The sequence below is a fragment of the Sulfurospirillum tamanense genome (assembly GCF_016937535.1).
Classification (GTDB): Bacteria; Campylobacterota; Campylobacteria; order Campylobacterales; family Campylobacteraceae; genus Sulfurospirillum_B; species Sulfurospirillum_B tamanense.
Genome location: NZ_JAFHKK010000016.1, coordinates 1 through 17,408, shown reverse-complemented (window position 1 = coordinate 17,408; position 17,408 = coordinate 1). Strand labels below are relative to the sequence as shown.

General features: G+C 44.5%; 18 protein-coding genes. 13 read left to right on the top strand and 5 right to left on the bottom strand.

Annotated elements, in window-relative coordinates; all coding sequences use genetic code 11:
* The first annotated feature begins 1 nt into the window (after position 1).
* The 11 genes from JWV37_RS07975 to JWV37_RS07925 all read left to right on the top strand — a co-directional run bounded on the left by JWV37_RS07975 (position 2) and on the right by JWV37_RS07925 (position 10,255).
* Positions 2 to 667, top strand: a complete 666-nt coding sequence (locus JWV37_RS07975; protein WP_205459266.1) for a hypothetical protein — start codon at positions 2 to 4, stop codon at positions 665 to 667.
* Between the two features lie 61 nt (positions 668 to 728).
* Positions 729 to 1,394, top strand: a complete 666-nt coding sequence (locus JWV37_RS07970) for a Crp/Fnr family transcriptional regulator (RefSeq protein ID WP_205459265.1) — start codon at positions 729 to 731, stop codon at positions 1,392 to 1,394.
* A gap of 9 nt (positions 1,395 to 1,403) precedes the next feature.
* Complete coding sequence (locus JWV37_RS07965) at positions 1,404 to 2,759, top strand: type IV pili methyl-accepting chemotaxis transducer N-terminal domain-containing protein (protein ID WP_205459264.1); 1,356 nt, start codon at positions 1,404 to 1,406, stop codon at positions 2,757 to 2,759.
* A 118-nt stretch (positions 2,760 to 2,877) separates the two neighbouring features.
* A complete protein-coding gene (gene napA, locus JWV37_RS07960) occupies positions 2,878 to 5,670 on the top strand; it encodes a nitrate reductase catalytic subunit NapA (RefSeq protein WP_205459263.1) in 2,793 nt (930 codons plus the stop codon).
* 9 nt (positions 5,671 to 5,679) lie between these two features.
* Positions 5,680 to 6,495: a ferredoxin-type protein NapG gene (gene napG / locus JWV37_RS07955; protein ID WP_205459262.1), complete on the top strand. Its 816-nt coding sequence runs from the start codon at positions 5,680 to 5,682 to the stop codon at positions 6,493 to 6,495.
* Complete coding sequence (gene napH, locus JWV37_RS07950; protein WP_205459261.1) at positions 6,488 to 7,312, top strand: quinol dehydrogenase ferredoxin subunit NapH; 825 nt, start codon at positions 6,488 to 6,490, stop codon at positions 7,310 to 7,312. Before napG ends, napH begins: the two co-directional genes overlap by 8 nt.
* 3 nt (positions 7,313 to 7,315) lie before the next feature.
* Positions 7,316 to 7,918: a nitrate reductase cytochrome c-type subunit gene (locus JWV37_RS07945; protein WP_205459260.1), complete on the top strand. Its 603-nt coding sequence runs from the start codon at positions 7,316 to 7,318 to the stop codon at positions 7,916 to 7,918.
* 26 nt (positions 7,919 to 7,944) lie between these two features.
* Positions 7,945 to 8,409, top strand: coding sequence for a ferredoxin-type protein NapF (locus JWV37_RS07940; RefSeq protein ID WP_205459259.1), 465 nt, complete (start codon positions 7,945 to 7,947; stop codon positions 8,407 to 8,409).
* Positions 8,406 to 9,362: a WD40 repeat domain-containing protein gene (locus tag JWV37_RS07935; RefSeq protein WP_205459258.1), complete on the top strand. Its 957-nt coding sequence runs from the start codon at positions 8,406 to 8,408 to the stop codon at positions 9,360 to 9,362. Before JWV37_RS07940 ends, JWV37_RS07935 begins: the two co-directional genes overlap by 4 nt.
* Positions 9,359 to 9,712 carry a chaperone NapD gene (locus JWV37_RS07930; protein ID WP_205459257.1) on the top strand — a complete coding sequence of 118 codons (354 nt, stop codon included), beginning with the start codon at positions 9,359 to 9,361 and terminating at the stop codon, positions 9,710 to 9,712. The genes JWV37_RS07935 and JWV37_RS07930 overlap by 4 nt, the downstream gene beginning before the upstream one ends.
* A 9-nt stretch (positions 9,713 to 9,721) precedes the next feature.
* Positions 9,722 to 10,255, top strand: a complete 534-nt coding sequence (locus tag JWV37_RS07925) for a PAS domain-containing protein (RefSeq protein WP_205459256.1) — start codon at positions 9,722 to 9,724, stop codon at positions 10,253 to 10,255.
* Between the two features lie 21 nt (positions 10,256 to 10,276).
* Here the strand turns inward: JWV37_RS07925 and JWV37_RS07920 are convergent, their stop codons facing one another.
* The 5 genes from JWV37_RS07920 to JWV37_RS12930 all read right to left on the bottom strand — a co-directional run bounded on the left by JWV37_RS07920 (position 10,277) and on the right by JWV37_RS12930 (position 14,446).
* Complete coding sequence (locus tag JWV37_RS07920) at positions 10,277 to 10,876, bottom strand: flavodoxin family protein (RefSeq protein WP_205459255.1); 600 nt, start codon at positions 10,874 to 10,876, stop codon at positions 10,277 to 10,279.
* 42 nt (positions 10,877 to 10,918) lie between these two features.
* Positions 10,919 to 11,656 (bottom strand): CPBP family intramembrane glutamic endopeptidase, encoded by a 738-nt coding sequence (locus JWV37_RS07915; protein WP_205459254.1) that lies wholly within the window; start codon positions 11,654 to 11,656, stop codon positions 10,919 to 10,921.
* A gap of 102 nt (positions 11,657 to 11,758) precedes the next feature.
* A complete protein-coding gene (locus tag JWV37_RS07910) occupies positions 11,759 to 12,496 on the bottom strand; it encodes a MipA/OmpV family protein (RefSeq protein ID WP_205459253.1) in 738 nt (245 codons plus the stop codon).
* A gap of 67 nt (positions 12,497 to 12,563) precedes the next feature.
* A complete protein-coding gene (locus JWV37_RS07905; protein ID WP_205459252.1) occupies positions 12,564 to 13,496 on the bottom strand; it encodes a helix-turn-helix domain-containing protein in 933 nt (310 codons plus the stop codon).
* A 110-nt stretch (positions 13,497 to 13,606) separates the two neighbouring features.
* Positions 13,607 to 14,446: a helix-turn-helix domain-containing protein gene (locus tag JWV37_RS12930; RefSeq protein ID WP_205459251.1), complete on the bottom strand. Its 840-nt coding sequence runs from the start codon at positions 14,444 to 14,446 to the stop codon at positions 13,607 to 13,609.
* A 111-nt stretch (positions 14,447 to 14,557) separates the two neighbouring features.
* Between JWV37_RS12930 and JWV37_RS07895 the strand changes: the two genes are divergently transcribed.
* A complete protein-coding gene (locus JWV37_RS07895; RefSeq protein WP_205459250.1) occupies positions 14,558 to 16,453 on the top strand; it encodes a methyl-accepting chemotaxis protein in 1,896 nt (631 codons plus the stop codon).
* The coding region (locus JWV37_RS07890) for a diguanylate cyclase domain-containing protein (protein WP_205459249.1) at positions 16,425 to 17,408 on the top strand (984 nt) is incomplete at its 3' end. The genes JWV37_RS07895 and JWV37_RS07890, both read left to right, overlap by 29 nt.

The following is a 17,408-nucleotide window of genomic DNA, read 5'->3' as shown; positions in this document are numbered from 1 at the left end:
CATGAAAAATAGTTTTAAAAAAACCCTTGCGGGTCTGTTTCTTGGCGCTTGTGTCGCTTTTGCTTCTGAGGCAAAAATTCACGAAGCGCAGGTAAATCATGTGTTGCATGCGGGAAGCTATACGTATTATGGCATTCAAAATGGTGCGCGTCAGTATTGGGTGGTGACGCCACGTAGTAATTTGCCTGTGGGGGCGTGGATGCGTTTCAAAGAGGAAATCGCGATGCCCACGTACGAGAGCAAGGCGTTAGGGCAAACCTTTGAAGATGTGATTTTTACCAGCGATTTTCAGTACCGCACCCAAGAAGACGAGGCAAAACATTTGGCTTTTATCACCGAAAAAGTTGCTACATCACCCTACGCGCAAAAGGGAACTTTGAGCATCCAAGAAGCTATGGAAAAACGCAAAGAATACGCAGGAAAAACCGTGGAGATTCGCGCAAAAGTTGTCAAAGCATCGCAAAATATTATGGGTAAAAACTGGATTCATTTGCAAGATGGCACAGGCACAGGAGATGAAGTAGGGCGCATTGTGGCTACTTCCTTGGCATTGCCAGAAGTGGGCGACATTGTAATTGCCAAGGGAAAAGTGAGCGTGGATAAAGATTTTGGCTCAGGGTATGTGTATAAAATTATACTTGAAGAGACAGTTTTTGAAGAAAAATAAGCTTTACATGTAAAGCATAAAAGCATTTTGCTACAATAAGGCACGAACAATAAGGAGCATAATGCAAAGTCAAATCTCTCCTGTTTTCTTAGATTCGATCTCTCTTTTTTCAGGACTAGATGAGTCTATCTTGCAGCAGTTGTGCGCCTGTTGCAAGATCTCCCACCATGCTAGCGGCGAGACCCTCTATTATGAAAAAGAAGAAGACCCTTATTTGCATTTTATTGTATATGGCGGAGTGAAATTTTACAAAGTTGACCGTTACGATAATGAAATTTTCCTTTACCATTTGGGTGCTAACACCTTGGTGTTTGATGTGGCAAAAATCTGCCAAGACCACTGTTTTGTCTGCTATGCCAACGCAGAATTTACCCAAGATAGCGAAGTATTGTCTTTTGAGAGCGAGGCATTTCGTGCGGTGCTAAAAGCCACACCCGCACTTATGCAACGCATATTAAAAGAGTCTTTTCGGGCTATTTCTCAACTTCAGTGCATCATCAACCGCGACGTAGTATTTGATGGCTCAGCCAAAGTGGCGCACATGATTGTGAGTGATTTGGAAAATTTTAATACCCTCAAAAAACACGAAATTGCCTACATGCTACACATTCAGCCCGAAACCCTTTCACGCATTTTGAAAAAACTAGAGCGCAACGGCGTGATTGCAATCGAAAAAAACTGTGTTATTATCCGCGACGAAAACGCGTTAAGAGAAATTTATGAATAGGAACTGGGAATGAAACCCTCACGCATTAGCACCAAACTGCGCATTGTTGGCGGCTTGCTTTCGTTGATGATTTTTCTCATCATCGGCCTTGTGGTTGCCATGAACGAAAAGTCTAAAAAAGATTCGCTTATCATTAACATTGCGGGCAAGCAACGGATGCTCACCCAAAAAATGAGTAAAGAAATTTTCTTTTTACGTCACCGCGACAGCCACGATTTTCGCCAACTTGATGGGGCGATGGAGTTGTTTGAAAACAACCTCAACGACCTGCGCTTTGGCAACTCTGATCGGGGAATTTATGCACCTCAAAACAGTGTAATTGAGAACAAGTTGGAAGAAGTTGCCAAAGGCTGGGGGCCTTTTAAAGAAGAGCTCGAAAGCGTTAAAAAAGGAATTTTGAGTGTCAAGAGCGACAAAGAGGTGCTCAGTAAACGCATTGAATTGCTTTTGAATATGTCTGATAAAATCGTACAAGAGATGGTCGCCAAGAACTTGGAGGGGGTATATATCGACCTCTCAGGCCGCCAACGGATGCTCTCCCAGCGCATGGGGTTGTTTATAGAGCGGTATTTGCGCACAGACAATCGGGAGGATTATTTTTTATTTGTCAACGCAAAGGCCTTATACGATGAAACCCTCACTATGTTTGCGCAAGATGCGACCATCCAAGGCCACCCCGACGTGCACGGGGCGGTGGTGCATTTACAGCAGTATTGGGGTGAATTTGAGACTTATGTGACCCATTTACTAGAAGTGGAGCGTGCTATAAATGCCTCCATTGCTTATGTAAACCGCAATAATGTACGTATTTTAGACAACATGGACGAAGCAGTATGGCTCTACACTGAGCATAGTGAAAATAAAAACCAACTCTTGGTTAATAGCCTCTTTTTTATTGGGATTATGGCAATGGTGGTTATTTTATACACCTTTGTTTTGGTTCGCGACATGGTGTCTAACATCGACCGATTTGTAGATCGCGCTAAACGTTTGGCCAACATTGAAGGGGCAACACCCGAAACTGTTTCGGTGCCCGAAGGTATGGAGACTGAACTTCAAGAAGCCTCTTCGTATTTGCAAGCGTATGTTGGCAAGGTAAGTGTGGCGATGCGCTCTTCCGAAGAAGCCATCAAACGCGCGGAAAACTCTATCGGTGAATTGCAAGCGTTGGCAGAAAACGTTGAAGAAGCATTGCGGGATTTAGTGATTGATGAAGAGACACGCAAAAAACTGGGCCACAGCATGAATGCCACCGAAGACATTGCTATCGAATCCACTGAGAGCTTGATGAATGTTTCAAATATGCTCAACAAGCTCAAGGATAATCTTGCGTCCTTGGCGCACAATGCCAAGCAAACCCGCTGATTTCTAGTGTTTCCCCTTAAAAGTATTGGAAGAGCATAGGAGGGCTTGACTTAAGTCATAGCTTTGCCTTTTGGCTAAAGGTTACAATGTGCCGTAACCCAAAAACCAGGAGGTTTTCATGTCCCTTTCACGAAGAGACTTTCTCAAAACATCGGCTGCTGCTACTGCTGCGGCTGCTGTAGGTATTAGTGTTCCCAGCGAGGCGCGCGCGGCCGCTGCACAAGCAGAGTCGGGGTGGCGTTGGGATAAATCTGTGTGTCGTTTCTGTGGTACCGGTTGTGGGATCATGGTTGCGACTAAAGAAGGAAAGATTGTAGCAGTCAAAGGTGATCCAGCGGCTCCTGTGAACCGTGGCCTTAACTGCATCAAAGGCTACTTTAATGCCAAAATCATGTACGGCGCTGACCGGTTAACCCAGCCACTTTTGCGCACCAACGACAAAGGCGAGTTTGATAAAAACGGCAAGTTCCGTCCCATTTCATGGGAGCGTGCTTTTGATGAAATGGAAAAAAACATCAAACGTGCCCTCAAAGAAAGTGGCCCCGAGGGCGTAGGCGTGTTTGCTTCAGGCCAGTACACCATCATGGAAGGCTGTGCGGCGCAAAAGATGATGAAAGGCGGGTTTCGTTCAAACGCCATTGACCCCAACGCGCGCCATTGTATGGCTTCGGCGGTTGTTGGGTTTTATCAAACCTTTGGGATTGATGAGCCAGCGGGCTGTTATGATGACATTGAACTCACCGATACCATCGTCACATGGGGAGCAAACATGGCGGAGATGCATCCGATTCTTTGGTCACGCGTCAGCGATCGCAAACTTACCGCACCAGAGCGCGTCAAGGTCATCAACCTTTCTACTTACACCCACCGAGGGTCTGACCTTTCTGATACAGAGATTATTTTCTCACCCAGTACCGATTTGGCCATTTTTAACTACATTGCCAGAGAGATTGTGTACAACCACCCCGAGGCTATTGATTGGGATTTTGTAAACAAATACATCGTTTTTGCTTCACAGCCTGTGAATATTGGCTACGGCATGCGTCGCAGTGATGAAAAGTCCATCAAAGAGGGCAAATACAGCGCTTTGGAAATGGAAACCGTCGGCAAAGAGATGAAAACCATCGTCTCGGCCAAAGAAGCCCCATCCCTTGAGCCTTTTGGCTATAAAGAGGGCGACGTGATGGAACATAAGCCTGCGGGCTTGAAGCACTGGGAGATTTCTTTTGAAGAGTACAAAAAATTTCTTGCACCTTACACGCTAGATTATGTGGCCAAGATTTCCAAAGGAAATCCTGATGAGTCTTTGGAAAGCTACAAAGCCAAACTCCAAGAATTAGCCAATTTATACATCGAAAAAGACCGCAAAGTTGTCTCGTTTTGGACGATGGGCATGAACCAACACATTCGTGGCACATGGGTTAATACCCTTGCGTACAACATTCACTTTTTGCTTGGCAAGCAGTCAAAGCCAGGAAGCGGCGCGTTTTCACTCACCGGACAGCCCAGTGCGTGTGGAACAGCTAGAGAGGTAGGTACCTTTACCCACCGACTTCCTGCGGACATGATGACAGCCAATCCAAAGCACCGCCAAGTAGTAGAAAACGTGTGGAAAATTCCTGAGGGAACGCTAAACCCTGTAGGCAACCAACACATCATGAAAATTTTTCGTGACATTGAAGATGGCGTGGTGAAATTCGCGTGGGTGAATGTGTGTAACATTTTTCACACTACTGCCAATGCAAACCACTGGATTAAGGCGGCACGTGAAATGGATAATTTCATCGTGTGTTCGGATGCGTATCCGGGTATCTCAGCCAAAGTGGCCGACCTTATCTTGCCCTCAGCGATGATATATGAAAAATGGGGCGGGTACGGAAACGCCGAACGCCGAACCCAGTTATGGAAGCAGCAAGTCCTTCCTGTTGGGCAGGCTATGAGTGATACATGGCAATGGGTAGAGCTTTCTAAGCGTTTTACGGTCAAGGACGCGTGGGGTGAGTACACCTTGCGTGGCGGACAAAAACTCGAAAGCATGATAGACAAAGCCAAAGCCATGGGTTACACCGAAGACACTACGATGTTTGAAATCCTCTTTGGCAATGAACGTGCCAAGAAATTCTCCGCCAACGACCCTGTGGGCGAAGGATATGATGACACCGAATCAAAGGGCGATAGCCGCAATGTGCTTGGAAGTGATGGTAAGCCGTGGAAAGGATATGGCTTTAACATTCACAAGTACCTTTTTGAAGAATACGCCTACTTTGGGCGAGGCAAGGCGCATGACCTCGCAGACTTTGACACCTACCACCGCGTGCGTGGTTTGAAGTGGCCCGTGGTGGATGGTAAAGAAACCCAATGGCGCTTTAATGCCAAGTATGACCCGTATGCGCGCAAAGAAAATTCAGGCGAATTTGCCTTTTATGGCACGTTGGCTAAAGCGTTGCAGCAAGGAGATTTGCGTGGTGTGACAGATACGACAGCAAAAGGACTCAAGAACAAAGCCAAAATTTTTGCCCGTCCTTACATGGATCCCCCCGAAATGCCAGACACTGCGTATCCTCTTTGGATGTGTACAGGGCGCGTGTTGGAGCATTGGCACAGTGGTACGATGACCATGCGTGTGCCTGAGCTTTACCGTGCTGTGCCTGAAGCGCTGTGCTTTATGCGCAGTGAAGATGCGCAAAAGTATGGCCTTAAGCAAGGTGACCTTGCATGGGTAGAGAGCCGTCGTGGTAAAGTCAAAGCACGGGTGGAAACTAGAGGCCGAAACAAAACGCCAAAAGGGCTTATTTATGTACCATTTTTTGATGAGAAGGTTTTCATCAACAAGGTATGCCTTGATGCGACATGTCCGCTTTCAGGCGAGACAGACTATAAAAAATGCGCCGTAAAAATTTATAAAGCTTAAGGAAAAACCATGAGCAATCAAACAAAGCGAACAATCACCGAACGCCGAAAGTTTCTTTCCTTGATGGCGCAGAGTGTGGGTTTGTCCGCTTTGGGAGGGATGGTGTGGACAGGGTACCTTGTGGAGGCAAAGGCGGCACCTTTGCTTTTGCGACCTCCTGGAGCGCGCGCTGAGGCGGATTTTTTGAAGCTGTGTATTCGGTGTGGACAGTGCGTAGCAGCCTGTCCTTATGACACCTTGATGCTTGCAACGCCAGGAACGCAAAAGCCATTAGGCACGCCTTATTTTATCCCAAGAGACACGCCTTGCTACATGTGTGTTGATATTCCTTGTATGCCTGTGTGCCCTACAGGGGCGCTAAGCGAGGAGGGGATTTCGGTTATTGAAAAAGGTGAGAAGCAGTGGGCTATCGAAAAAGCCAGAATGGGCCTAGCGGTGGTAGACATGGAGTCGTGTATTGCGTATTGGGGAATCCAATGCGATGCGTGCTACCGTGCCTGTCCTGTGATGGATAGTGCCATTAAGCTAGAGTACCGACGCAATGAGCGCACAGGCAAACATGCCTATTTGATTCCTGTCGTAAGCAGTGATGCGTGTACGGGGTGTGGGCTGTGTGAACGGGCCTGTGTGACGGAAAAACCTGCCATTTTTGTGCGTCCTCATGCCCTTGCGCAAGGGGACGTTGGAAAGCATTACATCAAAGGATGGGATGCTAAAGATGTGCAGCGCGTAGAGCACCTAGAAGGGCTTGAGACAACCGTGACCAACCGAAGCAAGTTAAGTCCACAACAGTATCTAAACGAGGGAGGGCTTTTGGATGATTGATTTTCTTAAGCGCCATCGTTTTATGGTGGCAAGACGCCTTACCCAAGGTGGGCTTTTAGCCTTGTATGTGGCAGGAAGTGTGTACGGCTGGACCGTGTTACAGGGAAACCTTAGCAGTTCACTTGTCTTTGGCGTGATTCCTTTAGCAGACCCTTTTGCGCTGATGCAGATTTTTGCCACAGGGGCTTGGGTGGCTTCAAGCGCATTGCTTGGGGCGGTGATTATCGTTCTGTTTTATGGACTTGTTGGGGGTAGAGGATTTTGTGCGTGGGTTTGTCCTATGAATTTGGTTACTGACCTTGCCAACTTTTTGCGCCGTATTTTGTTGCTAGATAAAACAGAACGAAAGGTTTGGCTAGGGCGTAGCGTACGCTACTGGCTTTTGGGTCTAGCCCTTGTGCTTTCTTTTGCCACAGGTGTTGGGGCATTTGAAATGGTAAGTCCCATTGGGATCTTGCATCGGGGGATTATTTTTGGCTTTGGCATGGGGTTTGCCGCGGTGCTTAGCATCTTTTTGTTTGACCTTTTTGCTCTCAAAAACGGATGGTGCGGACATGTGTGTCCCCTTGGGGCATTTTATGCCCTTTTGGGTAGATTTAGTTTTGTGCGCGTCATACACCATCAGCCAAACTGCACCTTGTGCATGAAATGCAAAGATATTTGCCCTGAAAAGCCAGTGTTAGAAATCGTTGGAAAGCGTAGTGGTGCTATCACGATGGGTGAGTGCATTAACTGCGGTCGATGTGTGGAAGTATGTGAAGACGACGCCCTTTCTTTTGGCGTGCGTCGCTATATTCATCAAAATCAACAGGAGTAGAGTATGTTGAAACAAAAAATTGTTCTTTTTGGCCTAGCCCTTGGGGCTTTGATTGTCACAGGATGTGCAGTGACACAACAGGCTGTTAGTGAAGATGAGATGGGGCTTCGTCAGACCTCATTGTATGCTGAGGATAAAACCACAGCAGACGCCACAAACTATGCCAAGACGGCCCCCGGCGAATCTAAGGTCTTTGCGCGTTCTTTTGAAAATGTGCCGCCGATGATTCCCCATGACGTGGAAGGTATGCTTGACATCACCAAAGAGATGAACATGTGCATGGACTGCCACATGCCAGCTATGGCCGAAGCGGTTGCTGCAACGCCAGTTCCTGCTTCGCACTTGGCATCTTTTCGTCCGTTGACCCAATACGTTGGCGGTGAGTTCAAAAAAGATGGCAAGCCCGTAGCAAACACCTCTGACATCATTGTTGTGGTGCACGAGCGAGAAGGGCTAAGCATGGATCGCTATACATGTACAGCTTGCCATGCGCCCCAATCTGACAATGCGCTTATTGTTCCCAATCGCTTTACTTCGGTATTTAGAAGTGAAGAGGGTGGAGCAACGAGTTCTAATTTGCTTGATGTCTTAAACGACGGGATTTAACTGTGGCAGATATGTCTAGGCGGGGGATGCTTGCATCCCTTGCCCTGCGCTCCAAAACCCTACCCCTAAGACCGCCCTATGGTGGCGCGGAGGAACTTTTTCACCAAGAGTGCCCCAGTTGCGTGGATGCGCCTTGTGTTGCTGTTTGTGAAGAAGCGGTTATTCAAAAAGACGAACAGGGAATGCCTGTGTTGGTTTTTAAAAATTCAGGATGCACCTTTTGTCAAGCGTGCGCCCATGCTTGCCCAAAAGGTGTTTTAAGCCTTGAAAACGAAGCGAAAATAAGCGCGCAGGTGCGCATAGAAACCGCAACGTGTTTGGCATGGAATGGCGTGGTGTGCGCTACATGTAAAGATGTATGCGCGGTGGGTGCTATTACCTTTTTTGGGTTGTATCGACCCGTGGTTGCGGGGGATGTGTGTACGGCGTGCGGGTTTTGCTATGGGGTATGTCCTGTGGATGCCGTGCGCATACAAAGGAGGGAAGTGTGAAAAAAATCGGATTGTGTTTGCTGGGGATTGTTGGTTTGCTTTTTGGGCAAGAAGTAGCCCCTTCTCATGTGTTTAAAGCGCAGGGCAATGTGTTGGACATTGTAGTACAAGAGGGGCGCATTATTGCAGGGACGGATGCGGGAAGCATTGAGGTGTTTGACCTTGAGGCCAAAGTTCAAGAAACGGCAGTGGTTTTTGATGGGATTGAGGATTTTATGGGAAATCCGCTGGGTGCTAAAGTGTACAGCGTGGACGTGTTGCGCAATGGAAGCACGTTTTTGGCAGTGGTTCAAACACAGGGGAGTTTTCGCGAGTTGTATATTGTGCGCGAAGGAGTGAAAGAGCGAGTGCTTGATGCAAGCGCACAACTGATGATCAAAAAAGCAAAGTTCATCAGTCCTAAGCAAGTGCTGTTGGGGCTGATGAGCAACGAACTGATGTTGTACGATGTCCAGAAAAAGGCAACGGTGTATCGGTTTCAAATTAACCAGTCCCATTTTTCAGATTTTGCCCTTAATGAAAGCAAAACCCTTGCGGTTACGAGCGATGAGTCTGGGGAGATTGCCTTGGTGGATGTGATGATGGGTGAAGTATTGCAAACCTACAAGGGTGGCAATGTGGACAATGTGTATAAAGTCGATTTTAAAAAAGAGCGTATCTTAACCGCAGGACAAGACAGAAGGGGGATTATTTACGAACGGGCCAGCGGAAGGTTTGAGCGGGTTAATGCGGATTTTTTGATTTATGCAGGGGCGCTTAGCCCCAGCAGTATCCTTGGGGCGTGGGCGTTTACAGAAGACAATGCCATTGCGGTGTTTGACCTGCAAACCAAAACCCAGCGCTATACCCTTAAAGGGCAACGCAGTACTATGAATACCATCGTTTTTGTAGATGAAAAAACGTTGGTTAGTGGAAGCGATGACCCTTATATTATGTTATGGAGATTGCCATGAATGTTTCAAGTATTGTTGTACAAGCCAAGGTGGAGCACATTGAGGCTCTTGTAGATACTTTCAAAAAATGCGACTACTGCGACTACCACTTTCACGATAAAGAGATGGGAAAAATCATCCTGACAGTCGAAGGTGAGGGGATTGAAGAGGAGATTGGGAAATTTAAGCAAATCAAAGCCACGAGCCATGTGGTCAATGCAGACATGATGATGGCGTACAGCGAAGATGAACTAGACCGTGAACGCGCGAAGTTTGCAGACAAAGACCCTGTGCCAGAAGTATTAAGAGATGACTCTTTGCGCGCGGAAGACATCAGGTATCACGGAGATTTAAAAAAGAAAGAGATTTAGGAGGAAGTTATGCGAGGACACGACGCTTTTGTGGAAACCCAAGTGCCTGAAAATGAGCTCATTGTGTCGCGAACGGATTTGCGAGGAACCATCACCTATGCCAATGATGTTTTTGCGCGGGTGAGTGGCTACGAAATAGAAGAATTAGTGGGCAAACCGCACAATCTCTTGCGCCATCCTGACATGCCTCGTTCGGTATTTGCTTCTCTTTGGGCCACGCTTAAGCGCGAAGAATTGTGGCAAGGGGTGGTCAAAAACCTCCGCAAGGATGGCGGCTTTTACTGGGTGTACGCGGAAGTTTCAGGGGTATATAAAGAGGGAAAATTAGTAGAATACAAATCCATGCGCTCCCCCATCGATGAAACACTCAAACGCCGTGTGCAAAAAGAGTATGAAGCTCGAAAAGCCACAGAAGAGGGCGAATGTTTTGCTAGTTTCTACCTCCCCTGTGCGCTGTTAACCAAGCTAGAAAACTACGCTGCTCAAACCGAGCAAAACGACAGCCAAGCCTTGGCAAAGCTGCTGGATGAGCGGTTGTTGTAAAAGCCTTACATGTAAGGCTTTTTAGCTGCCTAATAACATTGTGTTGGTGTGACGCTTGAGAGAATAAATCTCTTTGGCGGTGAGTTTGTATTCTTTATCTTTGGAGCACAGGCCAATGGTCTGACTTGCTACGACTTTTGCACCAAGCACTCTAGTGCACTTTTTTAACAGCGTACGAGTCTGAAAAAAGAAACCAAAAAAAGAAGGTGCTGCGCAAGAGGTGATAATCAAAGCTTTTTTGTCAAGCTTTTTTTTGCGGTAACTGGGCGCTCCTTTTCCCCACGGATAGTACCCATACACCATGAGACGTTCTAAAAATTGTTTAAAAATAGCCGTAACGGTTCCAAAATTTGTAGGAGAGATGAGGATGTAATGGCTGGCTTTTTCAAGAGAGTCAACCATGCTGCTGAGGTCATCGTTTAAAACACATTTGCCTGGCGATTCACCTTTTTCTTGGGCGCACAAACGGCAATTGGTGCAAAAATGAAGTGTTTGTTCTCTTAGAGTAAAAAGCGTGTAGGACATAGCTTGGCTCTCAAGGGCGTCAATAGCGACGTTAACCACTTGATCGCACACCCCGCCTGCACGGTAGGAGCCATTGACAATAACAACATGTTTCATACTTTTCCTAAATATTAAGATGTTTAAAAAGAACCACGATTCTCAAAGTCTAAAAAATAACTTTTTGTCCCACCACACAATGCCTCCTGCTATAAAAAACAAGACAACGGTTTGGATGCACTTTGTGCTTTGCTCCACTTGAAACATCTCTTGGGAAAGGTTGATAAAAAGATGGTATAAAATCGCAATGAGAATACTTTTGTTGTTTTTAACGCACACCCAGCTAAGAATTACCCCCAAAGGAACAATAGAGATAAAAAAATTTACACCTAGCCATATGTCTTCTTGAAGCAATTGATACTGGTAGGAGTCTTTGACAAACACAAGAGGAAAATGCCACGCTGACCAGAGTACACCAAAAACCAAAGACGCGCCAAAGAGATTAAACTTTGCCGCCAAACTATCAAAAGCGTACCCACGCCACCCGAGTTCTTCAAAGGTTGCGGCCAAAATAAGAAGCGTTAGGGCGGGTACAAGGAACTCAAAAGAAAAATCTTCTGCTTTGGCAAACTGTGAAACCTCTCCCCCAAAAAGCAATGACAAAGTAATGGCCAAAAGCATTGAAAGGGGTGGAATTAAAAATGCAAAAAGCATCACAGGGCGAATGCGCCTAAGGCTATAAATACGCTCATAAAAATCCAACTTAGCCCTAATGTCAAGCCGATACAAAAAAAGAAGCCCGATAACAAAAGGGGCAATCAGCCCGCTTAACATCAAAGGCATATAAAACGGATGGTTGGTTTCTTGGTGGCTTAAAAATGCACCCAAAAACCAAAACAAAAATGTTACAAAAAATGTAACTGTGAAATATAATAACGGCCTATACGTGTCGCTTTTTTGCATAAAAGAATCTCCTTAATTAGCCTAAACATCTGTCGCAAGTTAAAAAAACCGATACATGAAACCAAGATAAGCCGAAATGTCCTCATGGTCTTCCACTAGAGGGCTTTTGTAGATAGTGCTATCCAAATGCACATACTTCACACCACCCAAAAATGTCCAGTGCTTGGATAACGCATATGCATAGTTGATGCCAACGGAGGGATTGATTGCATTGCCCACCTTGTAGGCTTTGCGTTCAGCTGAAGATTCTTTGGACGCTACACCAAAATAATAATCTGCCTTCTTGTCACTTAGGTATTCAGCCTTGATAAACCCGCTTAGATGGTGGGCGTCTTTTTGAAAAAGGACGTTGGTGTATTGCGCAGAAGCGCCATAGCCGTTGTGCTGGTTTGAAATATCAGGACTTAGGCGAATTGTGAGGTAAGAAGTCTTGCTTAGGGTAACTTTTGCTCTAAAATCACCATCAAGTGATGGCCTTTTGGTTTTCATGCCTGAAAGATAAGCGCCATCTTTGGCCTTGTAGCCATAAGTCCCCAAGGAGATGCCAGCTTTGAGCGCAACGCGTTCATTTTCCCAAGCATCTACGCCAAAGTCCAACCCTTCAAAATAGACCATTCCATAGCGTGCTTTGATGAACGGAAATAATTGCGCCTCACTTGAAACACTCTTATAGGGCTTGCTATCAGCAAATCCAACTAAGCCCAATTGGAGTTCATCAAAAGCCACGCTGGATGAATAGGCCAAAGAAAGAGCCGTAAGTGCGGTAATGTATCGCATAAAAATCCTTTTTTATGGGAGATTGTATAGGTTTTTAAAAAAGTTGTATTGTAAAAAGGCGAATAATCTAAAATGTATTAAAATCCAAATCAACTATAATTTTCTGAGTAGAAAAAGACTTTGCGCTGTGGAGAGATTTAGAGGCAGAAGAGTGTATGTCGCAGAGGTAGATTTGGTATTGATTGCTAGAGCGCATAAGATGGTACATGTATTGCATGGGCGAAACGCCGGCATATTTCTTAAAATCTTTTGCAAAATGGGCTTGGTCGTAGTACCCGCACTCAGAGGCGATGTGTGTCAATTTTTTAGGGTTTTGTGAAAAAAGTGTCTGGTGTATAATACTAAGTGCTTTGAGAAACCTCAAATTGCCCTGCATCTGCTTTAGGGACATGCCTGTCATGTCGTGACATTTTTTTTGCACCCACCGCTCCGAATAGCCCATTTTACGAGCAACTTCTACCGATGAAGCATTGCTCCATTTGTTCATTTTACTAAAAATGCTAAAAGGGTAGTGAGATACTTTTTTTGTGTTTTTCAAAAGAATTTCTGTCATGTGATGCTCGAAAACATCTACCATTTGCTTGCCTGTGGCACACTCCCAAAGCTTCTTGCAAAGCAAAGAGGTTGTGCTAGCCCCAATAATATCGGCAAGCTTAATATCCCAAGCTCCGATGAGTTCCTTGGGGGAGATATTGAAAATCTCAAGTAATGCATGAGGGTATAGATCCACTTTAAAAAATTTCTCAGCCCTTGCTTTTTTGGCAGGAAGTCTGTAAATATCAATCCAAGAATGAAGTCCAACTTTTACGTATGTTCCTGACTCAACCTTAAGCCTCTCGTCTTTCTCTAAAATCCCGTTCATGTGTATCTCGTTGGTTTCTCCAAAAAACTCAAAAATAAATTGGGTCATGATGGTGGGGTAGGCCCTAGCTAAAAACTTCCCTTCTTGGTCTTGTAGTGTACCAATAGAGGAGGTGTAAGAATGAATATAGTGACTCAATAGAGGGTGAGAGGAAAGAAGCCTTTGCGACTCAAGCATATTCGCAACCTTTGTAAAAATGCGAAATTATAGTTTTTACAGACAGCTTTGTCTTGTAAAAAAACGAATAATTACCAAAAAAACAAAACACTTGTGCCAAATTTTTGGCGCACGTATTCTGTCGGTGTCATGCCCGCATAGCGTTTAAATTCTTTAATAAAATGGGCTTGGTCGAAGTAGCCGCTTTCGTAAGCAAGGTGCGTTAGGTTTAAAGGAGAGTTTGTCTTTACATGTAAAGAGATGCTTTGGATGGTTTTAAAAAACCGCAATACGCCTTGTGCTTTTTTAAAGGAGACCCCAAAGACCTCCATGTGGTATTTTTGTATCCACCGTTCTGAATAGCCAAGAGTTTGTGAGAGGTCTTTTAGTGAGGCATGTTGTTGGAAAAACACAGGCGGACTAAAAGGCTTTTTTTGGGGGTTGTTTTTGAGTTTTTTTATAAAATATTTTTCAAAAACATGCACCATGTCCAAGGCGCTCTGCTTTTCTTCAAGTGCGCGATATAAAGAGTCATACCCCTCGCCCCAAACTTCTTTTAGGCTTCCCTCTAGCAAAGAAAGTTCCAAGGGTGAAATGCCAAAGACTTCAAAAAGTACGTGGGGGTAGAGGTCTATTTTAAAATTTTTCACGTGCCGTTTTGTGCTGTTGCTTTGGGTTTGGAAAATGTCTATCCATTGGGTTGAGCAGGCGTTAATGTAGCCATTTCTTGGGATGGGGAGTTTTTCCCCGTTTGATTCTATCTCCGCCAAACCTCCTTCAAATTCAAAATAAAACTGTATTAAAAACGTGGGAAATGCTCGGGTGATGTATTTGGCATGGGGTTCGTCCAAAACCCCTTGAGAAAAAGAGTACAAGTGTACATATGTTGCAATCTCTTTGGTGATGGGCATTAGCTCTTGGTAGGTTAGCACGCGTTTTTCCTTGGTATTGTCGCTGTAAAGTTCGCTTTTTTACAATACATCGCAGTCGGTTTTTTAGTATATTACCGCCTTAAATATTTATTATAACTTTAAGGACTAAGTATGAAGCTAAAGACAAAAATACTCACCATGGCATCCTTGCTGACAGCCATTGTGATTGTGGCATTGAGCTATGTGGGCTATGTGGGTATCAAGGAAAAGACTTTGGAGCAAGTCGAAGCTGAGCTTAAAAGTGAAGTATTGCCCTTTGCTGAGAATATAGCAGGGTTTATTAGCACCAAAAAAGATGTGGTAAGCATGTTGGCTAGCGTGCTCTCGGGACTGGGGGAATACGACAAAGAAACCTACCTTAAGCACATGCGGCAGGCTAAAGATACCATGGGGATTTATGGGGTTTTTGGGGCGCTGGAAAATGGGGAATATTTTGATACTACTGGTTGGTGGGAAGAGGGGTATGACCCTGTTAAACAACCTTGGTATGTTAATACCATTGGAACCGGAAAAGCAACCATCCATGGGCCAGAAGAGTACAGGGAGATGAGCGGTAACTTGGTGCGGTTTATCTCTGTCAACAGGGAAATCATGAAAAACAACAAGCCCATTGGCGTTATCTCTTCTGAAATCAGAACTGCTGATGTTGATAAAGTTATCCAATCAGCCAAGCCTATGGGTAGTGGCTATATGGTGCTTGTGCAAACGGATGGAAAAGTTATTATTCATCCAAGCGATAAAATACTGGGCAAAACTCTTGATGAGCTAAAGCTGCATGTGCTTAAAGAGGCCATTACATCCAAAGAGCATGGAATGGAGATTTTGCAGCTTCATGGTCATGAAAAAAAGATTTACTACTTTAAAAGGATTTCTGGAACACCTTATATTTTATTAGCTGTAGTCCCGCACAGTGAGCTCTCAGGCCCCCTTGATGAGCTATTGAAAAAATTTATTAGCATAGGCGTTTTTGGTATTTTGGCTTCTTTGTTTTTGTTGTATATTGGCATCACGCGAGGCTTGTCTCCTTTAATGCAAATGAAACACTATGCAAGCGAGTTAGCTAGCGGAGAAGGAGATTTGACAAAGAAGTTGGCGGACGAAAAACACGATGAAATCTCCGAGGCAAGCAAGGAGGTTAATCGGTTTATAGAAAAAATTAGAAGTATTATTGCACTATCAAAAAACCTATCCAGTGAAAACTCTTCGGTTGCTCATGAGCTTTCGGCAACCTCTTTGGAGGTGGGAAAGCGCGTAGAGGACTCCACTACGCTTATTTTGGAAACTACCTCGGTAACAAAGGAGCTTGGCGAGGATATTAAAACTTCAATCCAAAAAGCTGAGGCATCAAGAGAGGAAATATTGGTAGCAAATACCGAACTTAAAAGTGCCCAAAAACATATTCAAGAACTAGCATTAAAAGTTAAAAATAGTGCCGCCACAGAGGTTGAACTGGCCCACAAAATAAGCCAACTCAATAGTGATGCACAGCAGGTTCAAAGCATTCTTGAGATTATTGCAGATATTGCCGACCAAACAAATCTCTTGGCGCTTAATGCAGCCATCGAAGCAGCAAGAGCAGGAGACCATGGACGCGGGTTTGCGGTAGTGGCTGATGAAGTACGAAAATTGGCAGAGCGTACGCAAAAATCCCTCAATGAAATCAATGCCACCATTAATGTAATTTTACAAGCTATTGTGCAAGCAAGCGAGGAGATGACAGAAAACTCACGCTCCATCGAAGCCCTTTCGGATGTAAGTAAGTCTGTTGAGGAAAAAATTCTAAGCACAGTAACTGTTATGGATAATGCTACTAAAACCAATGAAGTATTAGTAAATGAATACAAAGAAACAGCCAGTAAAATCAATACTGTTTCTACTAAAATTTTGGAGTCCAATGACATCTCAAGCCAAAACGCAAGAAGTGTGGAGGAGATTGCAAGTGCAGCTAATCATCTTAGTAGTATGACAGAACAGCTAAATGAAACTCTCGGGAAATTTAAAACCTAGTCGAATGCAAAGGAATACGGTGTCGTTAAGGGAAAAATTTTTAGGGTTGCTTACGGCAATAATAATTGTCTTTTTTGTTAGGGCGAGCTATGCAAACGACCTAGAAAATGCCTATGCACAATATACGCAAAAGGTTGAGTACTATAGGCAGGTACGAAATAAAATCGCCTCTATTGATCAAGAAATACGCGCATTGCAAGAAGGTTTTTTTTATGAACAGGGGTTTTTTGTTTCGGAAGAAACCTCTGGCTCACTGGTAGGTAAATTGCATGAACTTTCTTTGGAGATAGCCATAAGAAGCCCTGATGCGCACTCTTTAATGGAGTTTGTATTGAAGAGGTTGCCGCAAAGCATCAACGAAGGGCTTGATGCTTTGCAAGTTAAAAAAATAGCTGCTATTAGCCAGTATTTGGAACAGAGCATTGTAAAAAACGAAAGTGCTTCTTTGAAATCAACACAAGATGAGCTTGAGGAGAAAAAAAGGTTTTTTAAAATTTTTCTTTGGATAAGCTCTTTGGTCTTGGTGCTTTTGGCTATTCTTATGTTCATGTCAATGTATAGGCCAATCAGTGCTTTGCTAAAGATGTGTAGGGTCGAACTTGATTCGCCTAGTAATGAGTTGGGAAAAATATCTTCTCATGTTGAGCAGATGGCAGATCAGGCAAAAACACTGGAAAATCAAATTTTTCTGCAATCGGAAGAGATGAATAAGCGTTTGTTTTATAACGATTTGACGGGGTTGCCAAACCGCAATAAGTTACTACATGATTTGGAAAGCGATGGTTTTTTGGAAACAATAGTGCTTTTAAACATCGATGAATTTCATTTTATTAATGATAGTTACGGTGACATGTTTGGGGATTATGTTTTAAAGGCCCTTGCTTTAAGAATAGCACAATCTGTAAAAGATTCTTGTGTAATTTACAAGCTTCATGCAGATGAGTTTGCCATAGGG

Bases quoted from the DNA above. Each gene is read 5' to 3' on its own strand.
- JWV37_RS07975 (WP_205459266.1), top strand. From the start codon at position 2: ATGAAAAATAGTTTTAAAAAAACCCTTGCGGGTCTGTTTCTTGGCGCT.
- JWV37_RS07940 (WP_205459259.1), top strand. From the start codon at position 7,945: ATGCTTGCATCCCTTGCCCTGCGCTCCAAAACCCTACCCCTAAGACCG.
- napG (WP_205459262.1), top strand. From the start codon at position 5,680: ATGAGCAATCAAACAAAGCGAACAATCACCGAACGCCGAAAGTTTCTT.
- JWV37_RS07965 (WP_205459264.1), top strand. From the start codon at position 1,404: ATGAAACCCTCACGCATTAGCACCAAACTGCGCATTGTTGGCGGCTTG.
- JWV37_RS07970 (WP_205459265.1), top strand. From the start codon at position 729: ATGCAAAGTCAAATCTCTCCTGTTTTCTTAGATTCGATCTCTCTTTTT.
- JWV37_RS07910 (WP_205459253.1), bottom strand. From the start codon at position 12,496: ATGCGATACATTACCGCACTTACGGCTCTTTCTTTGGCCTATTCATCC.
- JWV37_RS07930 (WP_205459257.1), top strand. From the start codon at position 9,359: ATGAATGTTTCAAGTATTGTTGTACAAGCCAAGGTGGAGCACATTGAG.
- napA (WP_205459263.1), top strand. From the start codon at position 2,878: ATGTCCCTTTCACGAAGAGACTTTCTCAAAACATCGGCTGCTGCTACT.
- JWV37_RS07925 (WP_205459256.1), top strand. From the start codon at position 9,722: ATGCGAGGACACGACGCTTTTGTGGAAACCCAAGTGCCTGAAAATGAG.
- JWV37_RS07895 (WP_205459250.1), top strand. From the start codon at position 14,558: ATGAAGCTAAAGACAAAAATACTCACCATGGCATCCTTGCTGACAGCC.
- napH (WP_205459261.1), top strand. From the start codon at position 6,488: ATGATTGATTTTCTTAAGCGCCATCGTTTTATGGTGGCAAGACGCCTT.
- JWV37_RS07920 (WP_205459255.1), bottom strand. From the start codon at position 10,876: ATGAAACATGTTGTTATTGTCAATGGCTCCTACCGTGCAGGCGGGGTG.
- JWV37_RS07945 (WP_205459260.1), top strand. From the start codon at position 7,316: ATGTTGAAACAAAAAATTGTTCTTTTTGGCCTAGCCCTTGGGGCTTTG.